A 16,800-nucleotide genomic window follows, 5' to 3' on the forward strand; every position below is an offset into this window, starting at 1 on the left:
AGACGTTGCCCATGCTGACGATGTAGTTGCCGTGGTTCGACATCAGCCGCGGCATCGGCCAGTTCGGGATGCGCGCCGAGCCCGCCGGGCCCAGCACCACGAAGCTGTCCGAGGTGACGGCCGTCTTCACCGGCGCGCCCTTGTCCTTCCAGTCGGGGATCAGGGCATTCAGGCCCACCGGGTCCAGCACCGCGCCCGACAGGATATGGGCCCCGACCTCGGAGCCCTTTTCCAGCACCACGACGTTCAGGTCGGGGTCGATCTGCTTCAGGCGGATCGCCGCCGACAGGCCCGCAGGCCCCGCCCCGACGATCACCACGTCGAATTCCATCGATTCGCGTTCGATCGTGCTCATGGCTGGGCCCCCTCTGGCGTGGCTGGATCGCGGGTCTGCATCGACATAAGGGGGTTTGCCCCCTTGCACAACATGACGTGACGTGCATTGCCACGCGGGCGGGCGCTTGCGTCGGCGGGTCGGCCGGGGCACGATGCGGACTGCATCTGACGACGCCCCCGCCCTTGGCCGGGGGCGTTTGCACACGAGGAAGCGATGGAAAAGATACCGATGACCCGTGCGGGGTTCGACCAGCTCGACGCCGAGCTGCGCGACCTGAAGGCGGTCGAGCGTCCGGCCGTGATCCGCGCCATCGCCGAGGCGCGCGAGCATGGCGACCTGTCCGAGAACGCCGAATACCATGCCGCGCGCGAGAAGCAGTCCTTTATCGAGGGCCGGATCAAGGAACTCGAGATGATCATCTCGCGCGCCGAGGTGATCGACCCCGCCAAGCTGTCGGGCAGCGTCAAGTTCGGGGCGAAGGTGACCGTCGTGGACGAGGACACCGATGAGGAAAAGACCTTCCAGCTGGTGGGCGAGCAGGAGGCGGACCTGGAACGGGGCCTGCTGAACGTCCGCTCGCCGCTCGCCCGCGCGCTGATCGGCAAGGACGAGGGCGACAGCGTCGAGGTCACGACTCCCGGCGGCCAGAAGTCCTACGAGATCCTGTCGATCCGCTATGAATGAAGTGACCGAACGGCTGCGCCGGATGACCGAGGGCCGCGACCCGGCGGCGCTGGTGGGGCTTGCGGCATCCGCCGCCTGGGTGGCCCTGGTGCTGCTGTTCTGGCTGCTGGGACCCGAGGGCTCGCCCGCCTCGGGCCTGGGCCGGCTTCTGGCGCTGGCGGGCGTCATCCTGCCCCTGGCGCTGATCTGGATCGCCGTGGGCCTGGCCCGCGCCATCGAGGAACTGCGGACCGAGGCCGCGCTGCTGCGCGCCCGGATGGACATGCTGCGCGGCTCGGGACGCGAGGACGAGCCCGAGGCTCTCGGCGTCCGCCCGGCCGCCGAGCCGCGCCCGCGGGCCGAGCCGCGGCCCCCAGCCCAGGCCCGGCCCGCCGCGGCCCGTGCGCCTGCAACCCGCCCGGCCGCCCCGCGCCCGAGCGACCTGCCGCCCGAACCCCCGCCGCCGCCCGTGCAGGCCGAGCCCGCCACGCTGATCATCGCGCTGAACTTCCCCGACGGGCCGGACGACCACGAGGTCATCTCGGCGCTGCGGACCGCGCTGGCCGATCCTGAGGCCGCCAAGGTGATCCGCGCCGCCCAGGACATCGTCACGCTGCTGGCGCAGCAGGGAGTCTATACCGACGACCTGCGGGCCTCCGTGGCTTCCGCCACGCCCTGGCGGCGCTTCATTGCGGGCCAGCGCGGCCCGGCGCTGGCCGATCTGGCCGCCGCCGACCCCGATTCGGCCGAGGTCATCGCGCGGGCCATGCGCGCCGACGAGGTCTTCCGCGATGCGGCCCAGCATTTCATGCGCCAGTTCGACCGCACCCTTGCGCGCTCGGCCGACGAACTGGGCGACGAGGGCATCCTGGCCCTAGCCTCGACCCGCTCGGGCCGGGCCTTCGCCCTTCTGGCGCAGGTCATGGGGATGTTCGGCTGAGTCCCTTGCCTTGGGCCGCGCCCCCGCGGAAGCTGCGGCCCGCAACCGTTCCGGAACCCTTCGCATGACGCAGCTTTCCCGGCCCGTGCCGCTGGCCTCGGGCTCCGATTCTCCCTCGGTGGCGCGCTCCTTCCGCACGGGCTTCCTGCAGGCGTTGCCCTTCCTGCTGGTGCTGGTGCCCTTCGCGCTGCTTTTCGGGGTCGTGGCGACCGCCGCCGGGCTGGACCTTGCACAGACCATGGGCTTCTCGGTCCTGGTGCTGGCGGGCGCCTCGCAGTTCAGCGCGGTGCAGTTGCTGAGCGACCATGCGCCGGTGCTGGTGGTGCTGGCCTCGTCGTTGGCGATCAACCTCAGGATGGCGATGTATTCGGCCTCGCTGACGCCCTGGCTGGGACGGGCGCCGGCCTGGCAGCGGGCGCTGATCGCCTACGTGCTGATCGACCAGACCTACGGCATGGCGGTCCAGCGGTTCGAGCGTCAGCCGCGCCTGACCGTGCCCGAGCGCGTGGCCTATCTGGCGGGCGCGACCCCGGTGCTGTGCCTGCCCTGGATGCTGTTCACCTATGTCGGCGCGACGGCCGGGCAGATGATCCCGGCCGCCTGGCCGCTGGACTTCGCCGTGCCGATCACCTTCCTGGCCATGACCGCGCCGATGATGCGCACGCTGCCCCATGTCGCGGCGGCGCTGGTCGCGGTTCTGTCGGCGCTGGCCCTGTCCGGCCTGCCTTCCGGAACGGGCGTGCTGATCGCTGGCCCCCTGGGCATGGCCGCAGGCGCCGCAGCCGAAGCCTGGCAGTCCCGCCGCCGCATTCAAGGAAACGGCTGATGCCGGGCTATTCCGACGCGACGATCTGGCTGGTGATCCTGGCCCTCGGGATCGGCACCTACCTGATCCGCTGGTCCTTCCTGGGGGCGGTGGGCGACCGGCCGGTGCCTGACTGGGCGCAGCGCGTGCTGCGCTATACGGCCGTCTCGGTGCTGCCCGGGCTGATCGCGCCCCTTGTCATGTGGCCCGCCGCCACCGGCGGCCAGCCCGATCCCGTGCGGCTGTCTTCGGCCGCGGCGACGCTGGCGGTGGGGCTTCTGACCCGCAGCACGTTGTCCGCGATCCTGGCGGGCGGGACGGTACTGGGCCTCGGGACCTGGCTCGCCTGAAAGACCGATCTTCTGTCCCCAAATATCCCGGGGGAGCCGAAGGCGGGGGCAGGGCCCCCTGTGTCCTCAGCCCGGCGCGCGCACCAGCTGGCCGTTCCGGTAGCCCTCGATCGAGCCGTCCTTCTGGCGCAGCAGGACGTCGTGGTTGTTGGCCGGGTCGCCGTCCTGGTGGCGCTTGGACTGCACGCCCGGCCGGGTCAGGAACCATTGCCGCAGCTTCAGCGGGCTGAAGCCGCCCGGCGCGCCCTCGAACCCCGGCACGTTCTGCAGCGCCTGCCCGCTGTTGACGGCGCAGTAGCTTTTCGGCGACGCCCCCTGCGCCTCGACCGCGCGGATCGCGGCGTCCGCCACCTCGCGGCTGACGAAGACGGTGTCCTCGGCGACCCAGTAGGTCTCGCGCGCGTGGTAGTCGATGTAGAAGCGCTTGAAGTTGTCGGTGATCCCGTAAAGCACGTCGTTGCGCTCGGGGATCTGCGGGTGTTCCCAGCTGCCCGCGGGATCATAGATCACCCGCTGGCTGCCGTTGATCATCACCGCCGAATGGCCGCCTTCGCCGCGCGGGATGCCGATCACGGTGAACAGCGTGATCGAGGGCGGCTCGTTCGACACGAAGCGCGCCCGGCGCAGGGCCTCGTCATCCGCCCAGCGCGGCTCGGCGCAGGCGGCCAGCGCGGCCGTCAGAGTAAGCGCCAGAAAGGCGCGCCTTTTCATCGGCATGATGTCACGTTCCCTCGCGCCGCCCCCTTCATCGGAGAGTCGGCCGGTGTCGGTCAGGCGTTGGCCAGGGCCAGGAAGATCAGGATGACGACGACCCCGACCGCGAACCAGGTCATCAGGCGGATGAAGCCGTCGAAGGTGCGCTGGTGATCGGTCACGTCCATCGTGCCATGGTCGTGATGCGCGACGGCATGATCCTGGTGATGGGTGGAGTGCTGCGTGTGCGTCGTGGCCATCTGTTGTCTTGTCCCCTGGTCGCGGCGTTCGGTCCTGTTCCGGGCATCGCTAGCGGAAAGCGCAGGCGCTGTCACGCCCTCCACAGCACGCCGCCCTGCGCGTCGGTGCCCGCCGGCCACGCGAGCCCCCGCGCTTCAAGCGCATTCAGATGCGCCACCGCCTCGACCAGCGCGAGGCCGTATTCCCCGTCCCCGATCCGCCGCCCGAACAGCAGGTCGAAGCATTGCACGGCGGTGCGGGGCGCGACTGCCAGCGCCTCGGCCAGCCGGCGCAGAGCGGATTCATGGTTCTCGGCCAGTTGCACAAGCCGCTGCGGCAGGCCGGTGAAGGGCAGCTTGTGGCCCGGCAGGACGAGGTGGCGCGGCTCGGCCCGCGCGGCCATCCGGGCGCAGCTGTCCAGCCAGTCGCCGACGGGGTCCGCGCCCGGCTCGGTCGGATAGACGCCGAGGTTGGGCGAGATGCCGGGCAGAAGCTGGTCGCCCCCGATCACCAGGTCGTCGCTGTCCGACCACAGGGTCAGGTGCTCGGCCGCATGGCCCTCGCCCGTCACGACCCTCCAGTCGCGCCCGCCCAGGCGCAGGGTCTGGCCATCGCGGAGGCGGCGATAGCCCAGCGGCAGGGGATGGACCACGTCGGCGGTGTTCCAGGGCCGTTCGGCGGCGCGCTGCTCCAGCCGCGCCTCTTCCATGCCCGCGCGGCGCCAGAAGTCGATCTGCTGCGGCGTGGCCCGGTCCTGCACGTCCAGCGCCAGCATCCGCGCAAACAGCCAGGCCGTGCGGCTGGTGAGAAGCTCGGCCCCGTGTTCCTCGACGAACCAGCCCGCAAGGCCGATGTGATCAGGATGCTGGTGCGTGGCCAGCACCCGCGCGACCGGTGCCCCCGCCAGGGGTCCCGAAAGCAGGCGCCGCCAGATCTCGCGCGTGCGCTTCGTGTCGAAGCCGGTGTCCACGATCGTCCAGCCATCCGCGTCGGCCAGGGCATAGGCGTTGACGTGATCCAGCCGCATCGGCAGCGGCAGGCGCATCCACAGGACGCCTTCCGCCACCTTGACCGCCTCGCCCTCGGGCGGAGGCTCTGGCCAGGGATGGCGGATGCCCTCGGGGCGAGGGGCAGCGGTCATGCGGCCCCGGCGAAGGCCGCGTCGGGCAGGGCGTCGAGGTCGGCCCAGCCCGCCCGTGCCTCGGCCAGGTCGCCCGTGTTGCGGGGCAGGACGCGGGTCACGAAGATGCTGGCCAGGCGCTTGCGGGCCTCGTCGCCCTTGCGGGCGGCGATCAGGTGGTAATGCGCGCCCAGCACCCGGGCGAAGGCGTTGAGATAGGGCATCGCGCCCGCAAGCCGGTCGGTCTGGCCGGACTCGATCAGGGCGGCGGTGGCCTCGCGCAGCGTCTCGGCAGCGTCCCACACCGCGCGGGCCAGTTCGGGCATCTCGGCCTGCGCGGCCTTGGCGCCGTCCATGATCTCGTCGATCAGGCGGAAGGCCATCTCGCCCCCGTCCGACATCTTGCGCAGCACCAGATCGATGGCCTGGATGCCGTTGGTGCCTTCGTAGATGGGGGTGATGCGGACATCGCGCAGGAACTGGGCGGCGCCGGTTTCCTCGATATAGCCCATGCCGCCGTGGACCTGCACGCCCATGTCGGCCACGCGGCAGCCGACATCGGTGCCATAGGACTTGGCAATGGGCGTCAGGAAGGCCGCACGGGCCGCGCATTCGGGGTCGCCTGTGGCCGCCGCCATGTCCAGCGCCTGCGCGCAGGCCAGCCCGATGGCGCGGGCGGCGAAGACCTCGGCCCGGCCGCAGGCCAGCATCCGGCGCACGTCGGGGTGGCGGGCAATGGCACCCATCTGCGCCCGCTCGCCCGCATAGGCGGCCGCCTGTTGCAGCGCGGCCTCGGCCACGGCCACGCCCTGCATCCCCACGCCCAGCCGCGCCGCGTTCATCATGGTGAACATCGCGGCCATGCCCTTGTGTTCCCCGCCGACCAGCCAGCCCTTGGCGCCCTCGAAGCTCATCACGCAGGTGGGCGAGCCGTGGATGCCCATCTTGTGTTCCAGCGACACGACCTTGAGGCTGTTGGCCAGCCCCGGCCTGCCATTCCCGTCGGGCAGGTATTTCGGCACCATGAACAGGCTGATCCCGCGCGTGCCCTTTGCCCCGTCGGGCAGGCGCGCCAGCACCAGGTGGCAGGTGTTCTCGTTCACGTCGCTGTCGCCCCAGGTGATGAAGATCTTCTGCCCGGTGATGCGATAGGTGCCTTCGCCGTCCGGCTCGGCCCGCGTCGTCAGCGCGCCCACGTCGGACCCGGCCTGCGGCTCGGTCAGGTTCATGGTGCCATTCCATTCGCCCGAGATCAGCTTGGGCAGGTAAAGCTGCTTCATCGCCTCGTCGCCGTGGTGCTGCAGCGCCTCGATCTGGCCCTGGGTCAGCAGCGGGTTCAGCTGCAGCGCAAGGCAGGCACCCGCCATCATCTCGCTGACCGCGACGTTCAGCGTCTGGGGCAGGCCAGCGCCGCCATGCTCGGGATCGGCCGACAGCCCGATCCAGCCGCCCTCGGCAATGGCCGCGAAACCCTCGGCATAGCCGGGCGACGACCGGACCGCGCCGTTTTCCAGACGGGCGGGCGTCAGGTCGCCTGCGCGGTTCAGCGGCGCCAGCACCTCGGTCGCCATGCGGCCCGCTTCGGACAGGATCGCGGCCACGGTGTCGGGCGTCGCCTCGGCGAAGCGCGCGGTCGCGGCGACAGGTGCCAGCGGCACGACCGATTGCAGGATGAAGGCGATGTCCTCGACCGGCGCGCGATAGGCCATGTAACTGTTCCCCCGTGGCGGCGCGGGCGTTGCATTCCGCCGCCCGGCGCGTATTTCCCATGCTGGCCATGAAGGTTAACTCTCGCCCGGCCCGCCGCAACCCCGCAGAGGCGCAATGACCAGCCATTCCACCCTGACCTTGCGTCCCGATGCCCCCGGCATCGCCCGCGCCGCGCGCCTGCTGGCCGAAGGGCAGGCCGTCGCCCTGCCGACCGAGACGGTCTACGGCCTGGCCGCCGATGCACGGAACGGCGAGGCGGTGGCGCGCATCTACGCGGCGAAGGGCCGGCCTTCGTTCAATCCGCTGATCGTGCACCTGGCCGATGCCGAAGCCGCCGGGCGCATCGGCGTGCTGGACGGGGACGCCCGGCGGCTGGCGGAAGCCTTCTGGCCCGGCCCGCTGACGCTGGTGGTGCCGCTGCGGGACGGGGCAGGGATCGCGGGGATCGTGACGGCGGGGCTGGACAGCGTGGGGCTGCGGGTGCCCGCGCATCCTGTGGCCCATGCGCTGCTGCGGGCCTTCGGCGGCCCGCTGGCCGCACCTTCGGCGAATCGCTCGGGGCGGATCAGCCCGACGACGGCGGCGCATGTGCTGGACCCGGACGGGGGCCTTGCGGGGCGGATCGCGGCGGTGGTGGACGGCGGCGCCTGCCCTGTCGGGGTCGAATCGACCATCGTCGGCTGGCGCGAAGGCGAGCCCCTGCTGCTGCGTCCGGGCGGGGTTCCCGCCGAGGCCATCGAAGCCGTGCTGGGCCGCCCGCTTGCGCGCGGCGCCGACCTTGCCGCCCCCGACGCACCGGGGCAGTTGTCCAGCCATTATGCCCCCGCCGCCTCTGTCCGGCTGGACGCGGCCGAGGCGCGGCCGGGCGAGACGCTGATCGGCTTCGGCCCGGTCGCGGGCGATCTGAGCCTGTCGGCCTCGGGCGACCTGACGGAGGCCGCCGCGCGCCTGTTCGACACCCTGCGGGCCGCCGACCGGCTGGGGCAGCCCATCGCGGTCGCGCCGGTCCCGCGCCACGGGCTGGGGCTGGCGATCAACGACCGCCTGGCGCGTGCCGCCGCGCCGCGCTGAGCGGTTGCCCCGCGCCCGCCGCATCCTTAGCCTCATCCCATGACCGCCGACCCGACCTGGAAGGGGATGCCCCTCGACGCCGAGACCGCGCTGGCGCTGCTGGAATGGCAGCGCGAGATGGGCGTGGACGAGGCCATCGGGGACGCGCCGGTGGACCGCTATGCCGAGCCGCTGCGCCCGGCCACCACCGCGCCCGAACCCGCCCCTGCCGCTGCGCCCCCGACACCCGCGGCCGAGCCGCTGATGGGCCAGGCGCAGGCCATGGCCGCCCGCGCGCGGACGCTGGCGGAACTGTCCGAGATCCAGAGCGGCTTCGACGGCCTCGAGATCCGCCGTGGGGCGCGCAACTTCGTCTTTGCCGATGGTCACCCCGGCGCACGGGTGATGATCCTGGGTGAGGCACCCGGAGAGGAGGAGGACCGACAGGGCCGCCCCTTCGTCGGTCGGGCAGGGCAGCTTCTGGACATGATGTTCGACGCCATCGGACTGTCCCGCAACGCCGTGGACGCAGAGCGCGCGCTTTACATCACCAATGTCCTGCCCTGGCGCCCCCCCGGCAATCGCCGCCCGGAACAGGCCGAGATCGACGCGATGCTGCCCTTTGTCGCGCGCCATGTCGAACTCGCGTCGCCCGACATCCTGGTCCTGATGGGGAACACGCCCTGCAAGGCGGCGCTGGGCCGCGACGGCATCCTGCGGCTGCGGGGACGCTGGGCCGAGGCTTTCGGCCGCCCCGCCCTGCCGATGACCCATCCCGCCTACCTGCTGCGGAATCCCGTCGCCAAACGCGAGGCTTGGGCGGACCTCTTGTCCCTGTCCGCGCGGCTTCAGGCCGGGTCGCAGCCCTGATACTCGACCGCGCCCTCGGGGCCGATCAGCGTCAGGCGCACCTCGGCCGGGTCCAGCGGAAAGGGCCTGGCGGCAGGCGGCACGAAATCCGCGGTGGCCGTCAGCTCGTCGTCCTTGGCCGTGACCACGGGCGCCGAGACCCAGACCTCGGGCCGGCCGAGCTCCAGCGCGGCGGCGGTGTCGGCCGACAGGCGGGCGCCGACCGAGGCCGCGACCCGCACGCCGTCGGCGATGTCGGTCAGGGTGCAGGTCAGCGCCGCCTCGACCGGTTCGGGCACCTGCGCCAGCGCGGCGAGGATGGCCGGGTCGGGGCTTGTGGCGGCCGGGGGCATGTCCAGCGTCAGGTCGGCAGGCACGCAGACGTTCAGGCAGAGGCCCAGTTCGACCTCGACGCGGCCCGCAACGGACTGGCCGGGGGCGGCGGGCGCAAGCTCGATCGGCAGCACCAGCGCCCCGTGATAGCCCAGCGTCCGTTCGCCCGCCGAGTCGATCACCTCGGGGCGCGGCCAGTGGGCGCGCGCATGGTCCAGGTTCGCCAGGCCGGCCCAGTCGAAGCGGGGCGGCACACCGCTGTCGCCGGGACTGCGCCAGTAGGTCTTCCACCCCGGCGCAAGCTCCAGCCGCAGCGCGGTCATCCAGGTCCCCGCCTCGGTCCGGTAGGGGGGCAGCAGCGCGGCCGTTTCGAGCCCCTGCGGCAGGTCCTGCGTTCCTGCGGCGGCGGGCAGGGCCAGAAGGGCGATCAGGGGCAGGGCCAGGCGGGTCATGCCTTCTGCTGTAGGTCGCGGATGGCCCGCAAGGAAGTCACATCTGCGCCACGGGTTCGTGCAGTCTTGCAGGGCGGGCCGCGGATACCGATCTTTTACCGGAAAGGAAGTCCAATGACCCGCTCCGACCAACACCATCCCACCGGGGACACTGGCCGCGTCCATGGCCGCCGTCCCGACAACCTGACCGGCAAGGTGCTGATCGCCATGCCCGGGATGAGCGATCCGCGCTTTTCCCATTCCGTGGTGCTGATCTGCGCCCATGGCGACGAGGGCGCGATGGGCATCGTGCTGAACAAGCCCCTGCCGGGCGTGGGCTTCGCCGACCTGCTGGGCCAGCTCGGCATCGACGCCGAAGGACGCGCGCCCGCGGTTCCCGTTCATTTCGGCGGCCCCGTCGAGCCGGGGCGCGGCTTTGTCCTGCATCCCCTGCCCGAAGGCGCGGAAGGCGAGGACGAGGGCGTGCTGCGCATCCCCGGCCTGCGGCTGGGCATGACCACGACGCGCAACATCCTGGAAGACATCGCCAGCGGCCGAGGGCCGGACCGGGCGGTGCTGTCGCTGGGTTACGCGGGCTGGGACGCGGGCCAACTGGAAGCCGAGGTGCTGGCGAACGGCTGGCTGGTCGCCGAGGCCGGGGACGAGCTGATCTTCGGCACCGACAACGCCCGCAAGTGGCACCAGGCCCTGAAGTCGCTGGGCGTCGATCCGCTGGCCCTGTCCACCGCCGCCGGCCACGCCTGAACCGAACAGGGGCGCCGCCGCTCCTGCCTTTGGGCGGGCCAAGGGGTATTTGGGTCAGCAAGACGCCCGGCGGGTTGCCCGGGCCGCGCCGCTTTGCGATAGAGGCGAGACCCGCGATCCCGGAGGCCCGTACATGACGTTCCGCGCCCGCCACCTGCTTGGCGTCGAACAGCTTTCGCCCCCCGAGATCACGACCCTTCTCGATCTCGCCGAAAGTTATGTCGCCCTGAACCGGCGCACGGTGAAGCATGGCGACGCGCTGGAGGGGCTGACCCAGATCAACCTGTTCTTCGAGAACTCGACCCGCACGCAGTCGAGCTTTGAGCTGGCCGGCAAGCGTCTGGGCGCGGATGTGATGAACATGGCCGTGGCGCAGTCGAGCGTGAAGAAGGGCGAGACGCTGATCGACACGGCGCTGACGCTGAACGCGATGCAGCCTGACCTGCTGGTGGTCCGCCATCCCCATTCCGGCGCGGTGAACCTGCTGGCGGAAAAGGTGAACTGCGCCGTCATCAACGCGGGCGACGGGCGTCACGAGCACCCGACGCAGGCGCTGCTGGACGCGTTGACGATCCGCCGCGCCAAGGGGCGGCTGCACCGGCTGACCGTCGCCATCTGCGGTGACATCGCGCATAGCCGCGTGGCCCGGTCCAACCTGATCCTGCTGGGCAAGATGGAAAACCGCGTGCGGCTGGTGGGTCCGGCCACGCTGATGCCCTCGGGCGTGGGCGAGCTTGGCTGCGAGGTCTGCGAGGACATGGCCGAGGGCCTGAAGGACGCCGACGTGGTCATGATGCTGCGGCTTCAGAAGGAGCGCATGGACGGCGGCTTCATTCCGTCTGAACGAGAGTATTTCCATCGCTGGGGCCTTGATGCGGCAAAGCTGGCGCTGGCAAAGCCGGACGCCATCGTCATGCATCCGGGGCCGATGAACCGGGGCGTCGAGATCGACGGCACCATCGCCGATGACATCAACTGCAGCGTGATCCAGGACCAGGTCGAGATGGGCGTGGCTGTCCGCATGGCCGCCATGGACCTGCTGGCGCGCAACCTGCGCGCCGAGCGTGGCGCCAAGGCTGCGGGGGAGGGGACCTATGTCTGAGGCCTTGCCGCCTTCGTCGCGGCCGCATGGGTATTTGCATCAGGAAGAACTCCGGGCGCTGTCATGATCCTGCATTTCCAGAACGCCCGCCTGATCGACCCCGAGGCGCTGACGGACGAGCCTGGCAGCCTGACCGTTCAGGACGGCCTGATCGTCGCGGTGGATGACGATGCGCCGGAAGGGGCGCGGATCGTTGATTGCGCGGGGCGCTGCCTTGCGCCGGGGATCGTGGACTGGGGCGTCAAGATCGGCGAGCCGGGCGAGCGGCACAAGGAATCCATGCGCTCGGCGGCGCTGGCGGCGGCGGCGGGCGGGGTCACGACTATCGTGGCCCGGCCCGATACCAAGCCCGCCATCGACGCGCCGGAATCACTGGAGTTCGTGACCCGCCGCGCCTCGGAACAGCCCGTCCGCATCCGCCACCAGGCGGCGCTGACGCGCGGGCGCGAGGGCCGCGAGATGGTCGAGATGGGCTTCCTGCAGGACGCGGGCGCCGTCGCCTTCACCGACGGGGTGCGGGTGGTCGAGAACACCAAGCTTCTGTCGCGCTGCATGACCTATGCGCGGGGGATCGGGGCGCTGATCGTGGGGCATCCGCAGGATGCGGGACTTTCAAGGGGCGCAGCGGCGACCTCGGGCAAGTTCGCCTCGCTCTACGGTCTGCCCTCGGTGACGCCCCTGGCCGAGCGGATGGGGCTGGAACGCGACCTCGCGCTGGTCGAGGCGACAGGCGTGCGCTGGCACGCCGACCAGATCACCACGGCGGGCGCGCTGGCGGTGCTGGACCGGGCGCGGGCGGCGGGGCTGGACGTGACGGCGGGAACCTCGATCCATCACCTGACGCTGAACGAATTCGACGTGGGGGATTACCGCACCTTCTTCCGCCTGACGCCTCCGCTGCGGTCCGAGGACGACCGGCTGGCGCTGGTCGAGGCGGTGGCCGAAGGGCGCATCGACGTCATCGGCAGCTTCCACACGCCCCAGGACGAGGAAGCCAAGCGCCTGCCCTTCGAGGTCGCGGCGCCGGGCGCGGTGGGGCTGGAAACGCTGCTGCCTGCCGCGATGCGGTTGTATCATCAGGGCGGCGTGGGGCTGGCGCAGCTGTGGCGGGCCATGTCGCTGAACCCGGCGAAGCGCTTGGGGCTCGACGGCGGGCGGCTGGCCATCGGGGCGCCGGCGGACCTGGTGCTGTTCGATCCCGACGCGCCCTTCATCCTCGACCGCTTCGCGCTGCGGTCAAAGTCGAAGAACACGCCCTTCGACGGCGCCCGGATGGAGGGGCGGGTGCTGGGCACCTGGGTAGAGGGCCGCCGCGTCTTCGGGGGTGAGGATGCTTGAGCCGAGCGGAGCGGGCGCGATGATCCTCGCGGCAGGTTTGGGCTATCTGCTGGGCTCGGTGCCTTTCGGCGTCGTGATTACGCGGGCGCTGGGCTTGGGCGACCTGCGCAAGATCGGATCGGGCAACATCGGCGCGACCAACGTGCTGCGGACGGGCCACAAGGGCGCGGCGCTGGCGACGCTGGCTCTGGACAGCGGCAAGGGCGCCATTGCGGTGCTGCTGGCCCGTGCCTTGGGCGGCGAGGGCGCGGCGCTGGTCGCGGGGGCTGCGGCCTTCCTGGGCCATCTGTTCCCGGTCTTTCTGGGCTTCCGGGGCGGCAAGGGGGTCGCCACCTTCCTTGGCACGCTGATTGCACTCTCCTGGCCCATCGGGCTGATGGCCTGCGGGCTTTGGCTGCTGACGGCGGCCATGACCCGCATCTCGTCCCTTTCGGCGCTGGTCGCGGCGGCGGGGGCGCCGGTGCTGGCGCTGGGCTTCGGCGCGCGCGGCCTTGCCCTGACGGCGCTGTTCATGGCGGCGCTGATCTTCCTGCGCCACCGCGCCAATATCGCCCGGCTGGCCGCGGGGACCGAGCCGCGCATCGGCCGCAAGACCTAGCGCAGGGGCGCCAGCGCCGCGTTCTCGGCCCGGATGCGGATCATCAGGACAGCGGCGTTCAGGACGGAAAAGGCCAAGGCGACCCCCGTCAGCCCCAGCACCATCGGTGCCACGGCGATCTCCAGCACGACAAGGGTGTAGTTCGGGTGGCGCAGCACTCGGAACGGCCCGCGCCTGACCAAGGGCTCGTCCAGCACGATGATGCGGGTGGTCCAGCGCGGCCCCAATGTGGAGAGAATCCACAGCCGGAACAGTTGCAGAAGCGCGAAGGCCGCGAGCCATGCCGGCTGGATCGGCTGGCCCCAACCGAATACGGCGATCGACACCAGCCAGGCCGCGTGCAGCGCCACGATCAGCGGATAATGCGCCGCCCCATGTTCCACCGCCCCGCGCGCCAGCAGGCGGCGCGTGTTGCGGCGGGCGATGACCAGCTCGGCCAGACGTTGCAGAACCAGAAAGGCGATGAACAGCGCAGCGGCCACGGGTCAGAGATCCAGCGGCAGCATGGACAGGGTGAAGCCGGGGCCCAAGGCCGACAGCATCAGCCGGCCTTCGGGCCTGCGCGCCAGCACCTCGGCCAGCACGAACAGCACCGTGGGGGCGGACATGTTGCCGGCCATCCGCAGCACCTCGCGCTCGGCGTCCAGCGTGCCGGGGCCAAGCTGCAGTGCCTCCTCGATGGCCGTGACGACCTTGGCGCCGCCGGGATGGCAGACCATGCGGGCGATGGGCTCAAACCCCAGGGCGGGGCGCATCGCAGCGTAGGCGGCGGCGAGGTTCTCGGTCGCGAAGCCGGGGATCGAGCGGTCGAAGATCACCCCGAGCCCTGCGTCGTCCACGTCCCAGCCCATGATGTCCAGCGTCTCGGGCCACATGTGCTGGACGCCGCGCCCGACCAGGGGACCGTCGCCCGCGCCGGACCCCAGCACGACCGCCGCCGCGCCGTCGCCGAACAGGGCCGTGGCGATGATGTCGGCCTTGTCCATCCGGTCCATGCGGAACAGCAGCGTGCAGGTTTCCACGGCCACCATCAGCACCCGCGAGCCGGGCCGGGCCGCGGCAAGCTCGCGCGCGATGGCCATTCCAGTCACCCCACCCGCGCAGCCGAGGCCGAAGACCGGCACCCGCTGCACGTCCGGGCGGAAGCCCATCTCGCGCGCGACCCGCGCTTCCAGCGTCGGCGTGGCGACGCCGGTCGAGGAGATGGTGACGATCGTGTCGATGTCGCCTGCCCGCAGGCCCGCTGCCTGCAGCGCGCCTTCGGCGGCATCGCGGAACAGCGCGGTCGCACCCGCCAGATAGGCGTCGTTGCGGGCCTTCCAGCCATGCGGCCCGGCGAACCAGTCCATCGGCACGACCGAGGCGCGCTGGTCGATCCCCGCGTTCTCGAAGGCCGAAACGATCCGCTCGAACTGGGGATAGCGGGGGGCGAGCAGCTCGCGCGCGCGGGCGACGACCTCCGTCTGGCGCAGCACATGGGGCGGCAGGGCAGTTGAAAGCCCCAGCAGGCGGACCTCGGTATCCGAGGAATGCGGGACGGCAGAGGGAAGGGGGGCGGGCAGGACGGGTCGGACGGTCACGGGTTGGCCCTCGCGGCGCGGGTCGCCGGAAAGGGGAACCGACGCCCGCCCGCCCCGGTTCCGTCACCTCGTCGGGACGGGTTCCTCGCCGCGATAATCGTAGAAGCCCCGGCCCGTCTTGCGGCCCAGCCAGCCGGCCTCGACATATTTCACCAGGAGCGGGCAGGGGCGGTATTTCGTGTCCGCCAATCCGTCATGCAGCACGTTCATGATGGCAAGACAGGTATCCAGCCCGATGAAGTCGGCCAGCTCCAGCGGACCCATCGGATGATTCGCGCCCAGCTTCAGCGACTGGTCGATGGACCGGACGTTGCCCACACCCTCGTACAGCACATAGACCGCCTCGTTGATCATCGGGACCAGGATGCGGTTCACGATGAAGGCGGGGAAATCCTCGGCGCTGGCGGGGATCTTTCCCAGGCTCTCGACCACATGGCAGAGGGTGCGATAGGTCGGCTCGTCCGTGGCAATGCCGCGGATCAGTTCCACCAGCTGCATCACCGGCACGGGGTTCATGAAGTGGAAGCCCATGAAGCGTTCGGGCCGGTCGGTGCGCGAGGCCAGCCGCGTGATCGAGATCGACGAGGTGTTCGAGGTCAGGATCGTTTCCGGCTTCAGATGCGGGACGATCGACTCGAAGATGCGGTTCTTGACGTCCTCGCGCTCGGTCGCGGCCTCGATCACCAGGTCGGTCTGGCCGATCTCCTCGACGGCGGTGGTGGTGCGGATGCGCGCCATGGCGGCGGCCTTGTCCTCGGCCGAGATCTTGCCGCGGCCGACCTGACGTTCGAGGTTGCGGTCCACGGTGGCCACTGCCTTGGCCATTGCCTCGGGCGAGATGTCGTTCAGCAGCACGTCATAGCCCGCCAGCGCGAAGACATGGGCGATGCCATTGCCCATCTGCCCGGCGCCCACGATGCCCACGCTGTCAATCGCCATCGCCGTCCTCATCATCCATCCGGGCCGAAACCGCCGCCACCATAGGCGGAGGCCCGTGGGCCATCAACAAGGTTTCTGGACGACCTGTTATGCGCTAGATTCGCGAGGCGGGAAAAGGCGTGAATGGATGATAACCGCCACGCTTGACACGACGAAGCTGGTTGTCCTGATGCTCGCCGGAGCCGCCTTCGCGGCAGCCGGTCTATGGTTGATGCTGCGCCCGAAGCCCGAGACCGGGGCCGCCAAGATCGAATTGTTTGGCCTGAAGTTCGAGGCGGCCTCGGCGGGCCTGCTGGTCTTCCTGACCGGTGCGGGATTCATCGCCGTGCCGGTCTTCGTCCCTGAACGCGAGTCGGTTCCTGCGCCACGCGCTTCGCCGGATGCACCCCAAGTCGGCGTTTCCGGGCAGCCAGCCACCGGCGCCGGGCCAGCCGAGAAGAAGGACGGCCGAGTCACACCCGTCCCCATCCCGACCGACATCATACCGGCCAGAGCGCGCGCGACTGCCCGCGAGGTCGAGCCGAACAACGACTACGAGAGCGCCAACCTGATCGCCGCAGGCAGATCGGTCGCCGGCGAGGTCCAGAACAGGAACGAGGACTGGTTCGCCGTTCCAGTGAATGCCAATGAAACGACGCTGAATGTTCGGCTACGTTCCTTGCAGGGCAGCGCCTGTTACATTCACTTCTATTCGGCAGCCGAAACCGCACTGCGCGATAAAGGAGACTTTCCTGAAGAGCACACGGTCTCTGACTGGACGCTCCCGCTCGATGGAGCGGGAGCGGTGTTACTGCGGATCTGGGGATACGAAGATTGCCGCTACGAGCTCTTCACGAGCCATGCTGAAAGCTGATCTCCCGAACCCAGCGCGATAGCCTATTTCTCCAGCTTCTCCGTCAGTTCCGGCAGGACGGTGAAGATATCGCCGACCAGTCCGTAATCGGCGACCTGGAAGAT

Annotated in this window: 20 protein-coding genes; 11 read left to right on the forward strand and 9 right to left on the reverse strand. The window is 70.6% G+C overall.

Going from position 1 to position 16,800, the window contains the following annotated elements:
- A partial coding sequence (locus tag ACFFII_RS16585) for an NAD(P)/FAD-dependent oxidoreductase (protein ID WP_377699980.1) occupies window positions 1-355 on the reverse strand: 355 nt, incomplete at its 3' end.
- A 195-nt stretch (window positions 356-550) separates the two neighbouring features.
- Here ACFFII_RS16585 and greA point away from each other — a divergent pair.
- The 4 genes from greA (at window position 551) to ACFFII_RS16605 (ending at window position 3,095) form a co-directional block, all read left to right on the forward strand.
- Entirely contained in the window at window positions 551-1,021 is a 471-nt protein-coding gene (gene greA / locus ACFFII_RS16590) for a transcription elongation factor GreA (RefSeq protein ID WP_377699982.1), read from the forward strand.
- Entirely contained in the window at window positions 1,014-1,940 is a 927-nt protein-coding gene (locus ACFFII_RS16595; protein ID WP_377699984.1) for a hypothetical protein, read from the forward strand. The genes greA and ACFFII_RS16595 overlap by 8 nt, the downstream gene beginning before the upstream one ends.
- A 64-nt stretch (window positions 1,941-2,004) precedes the next feature.
- Entirely contained in the window at window positions 2,005-2,766 is a 762-nt protein-coding gene (locus ACFFII_RS16600; RefSeq protein ID WP_377699985.1) for an AzlC family ABC transporter permease, read from the forward strand.
- Window positions 2,766-3,095 carry a branched-chain amino acid transport AzlD family protein gene (locus ACFFII_RS16605; RefSeq protein WP_377699986.1) on the forward strand — a complete coding sequence of 110 codons (330 nt, stop codon included), beginning with the start codon at window positions 2,766-2,768 and terminating at the stop codon, window positions 3,093-3,095. Before ACFFII_RS16600 ends, ACFFII_RS16605 begins: the two co-directional genes overlap by 1 nt.
- A 66-nt stretch (window positions 3,096-3,161) precedes the next feature.
- Here ACFFII_RS16605 and ACFFII_RS16610 read toward each other — a convergent pair whose 3' ends face one another.
- The 4 genes from ACFFII_RS16610 to ACFFII_RS16625 form a co-directional block, all read right to left on the reverse strand.
- A complete protein-coding gene (locus ACFFII_RS16610) occupies window positions 3,162-3,812 on the reverse strand; it encodes a hypothetical protein (protein ID WP_377699987.1) in 651 nt (216 codons plus the stop codon).
- A gap of 53 nt (window positions 3,813-3,865) precedes the next feature.
- Window positions 3,866-4,048: an aa3-type cytochrome c oxidase subunit IV gene (locus tag ACFFII_RS16615; protein ID WP_377699989.1), complete on the reverse strand. Its 183-nt coding sequence runs from the start codon at window positions 4,046-4,048 to the stop codon at window positions 3,866-3,868.
- A 71-nt stretch (window positions 4,049-4,119) separates the two neighbouring features.
- Window positions 4,120-5,169, reverse strand: a complete 1,050-nt coding sequence (locus ACFFII_RS16620; protein ID WP_377699990.1) for an MBL fold metallo-hydrolase — start codon at window positions 5,167-5,169, stop codon at window positions 4,120-4,122.
- Window positions 5,166-6,857 carry an acyl-CoA dehydrogenase gene (locus ACFFII_RS16625; protein ID WP_377699991.1) on the reverse strand — a complete coding sequence of 564 codons (1,692 nt, stop codon included), beginning with the start codon at window positions 6,855-6,857 and terminating at the stop codon, window positions 5,166-5,168. The genes ACFFII_RS16620 and ACFFII_RS16625 overlap by 4 nt, the downstream gene beginning before the upstream one ends.
- A 115-nt stretch (window positions 6,858-6,972) precedes the next feature.
- Between ACFFII_RS16625 and ACFFII_RS16630 the strand changes: the two genes are divergently transcribed.
- A complete protein-coding gene (locus ACFFII_RS16630; protein WP_377699992.1) occupies window positions 6,973-7,929 on the forward strand; it encodes an L-threonylcarbamoyladenylate synthase in 957 nt (318 codons plus the stop codon).
- A 39-nt stretch (window positions 7,930-7,968) separates the two neighbouring features.
- Window positions 7,969-8,778 (forward strand): uracil-DNA glycosylase, encoded by an 810-nt coding sequence (locus ACFFII_RS16635; protein WP_377699993.1) that lies wholly within the window; start codon window positions 7,969-7,971, stop codon window positions 8,776-8,778.
- On the opposite strand, the gene ACFFII_RS16640 is transcribed toward ACFFII_RS16635, so the two are convergent.
- Complete coding sequence (locus ACFFII_RS16640; protein ID WP_377699995.1) at window positions 8,757-9,542, reverse strand: protein-disulfide reductase DsbD domain-containing protein; 786 nt, start codon at window positions 9,540-9,542, stop codon at window positions 8,757-8,759. The genes ACFFII_RS16635 and ACFFII_RS16640 overlap by 22 nt on opposite strands.
- A gap of 207 nt (window positions 9,543-9,749) precedes the next feature.
- Here ACFFII_RS16640 and ACFFII_RS16645 point away from each other — a divergent pair, with 207 nt between their 5' ends.
- From ACFFII_RS16645 to plsY, 4 genes are all read left to right on the forward strand, one after another.
- Entirely contained in the window at window positions 9,750-10,286 is a 537-nt protein-coding gene (locus tag ACFFII_RS16645; protein ID WP_377700004.1) for a YqgE/AlgH family protein, read from the forward strand.
- A gap of 133 nt (window positions 10,287-10,419) precedes the next feature.
- A complete protein-coding gene (locus tag ACFFII_RS16650) occupies window positions 10,420-11,388 on the forward strand; it encodes an aspartate carbamoyltransferase catalytic subunit (protein ID WP_377699996.1) in 969 nt (322 codons plus the stop codon).
- Between the two features lie 63 nt (window positions 11,389-11,451).
- Window positions 11,452-12,726: a dihydroorotase gene (gene pyrC, locus ACFFII_RS16655; RefSeq protein ID WP_377699997.1), complete on the forward strand. Its 1,275-nt coding sequence runs from the start codon at window positions 11,452-11,454 to the stop codon at window positions 12,724-12,726.
- Window positions 12,719-13,324, forward strand: a complete 606-nt coding sequence (plsY, locus tag ACFFII_RS16660) for a glycerol-3-phosphate 1-O-acyltransferase PlsY (protein WP_377699998.1) — start codon at window positions 12,719-12,721, stop codon at window positions 13,322-13,324. Before pyrC ends, plsY begins: the two co-directional genes overlap by 8 nt.
- Here the strand turns inward: plsY and ACFFII_RS16665 are convergent.
- The 3 genes from ACFFII_RS16665 to ACFFII_RS16675 form a co-directional block, all read right to left on the reverse strand.
- Entirely contained in the window at window positions 13,321-13,806 is a 486-nt protein-coding gene (locus tag ACFFII_RS16665) for an isoprenylcysteine carboxyl methyltransferase family protein (RefSeq protein WP_377699999.1), read from the reverse strand. The two genes, plsY and ACFFII_RS16665, sit on opposite strands and share 4 nt — an antisense overlap.
- A gap of 3 nt (window positions 13,807-13,809) precedes the next feature.
- Window positions 13,810-14,904, reverse strand: coding sequence for a type III polyketide synthase (locus ACFFII_RS16670; RefSeq protein WP_377700001.1), 1,095 nt, complete (start codon window positions 14,902-14,904; stop codon window positions 13,810-13,812).
- A gap of 63 nt (window positions 14,905-14,967) precedes the next feature.
- The gene (locus ACFFII_RS16675; protein WP_377700002.1) at window positions 14,968-15,843 is read right to left on the reverse strand and encodes a 3-hydroxybutyryl-CoA dehydrogenase; all 876 of its coding nucleotides are present in this window, start codon (window positions 15,841-15,843) and stop codon (window positions 14,968-14,970) included.
- 127 nt (window positions 15,844-15,970) lie between these two features.
- On the opposite strand from ACFFII_RS16675, the gene ACFFII_RS16680 reads away from it, so the two are divergent.
- The gene (locus ACFFII_RS16680) at window positions 15,971-16,696 is read left to right on the forward strand and encodes a hypothetical protein (RefSeq protein ID WP_377700003.1); all 726 of its coding nucleotides are present in this window, start codon (window positions 15,971-15,973) and stop codon (window positions 16,694-16,696) included.
- Window positions 16,697-16,800: the final 104 nt, after the last annotated feature.

It is taken from the genome of Paracoccus niistensis (assembly GCF_042432925.1).
Classification (GTDB): domain Bacteria; phylum Pseudomonadota; class Alphaproteobacteria; order Rhodobacterales; family Rhodobacteraceae; genus Paracoccus; species Paracoccus niistensis.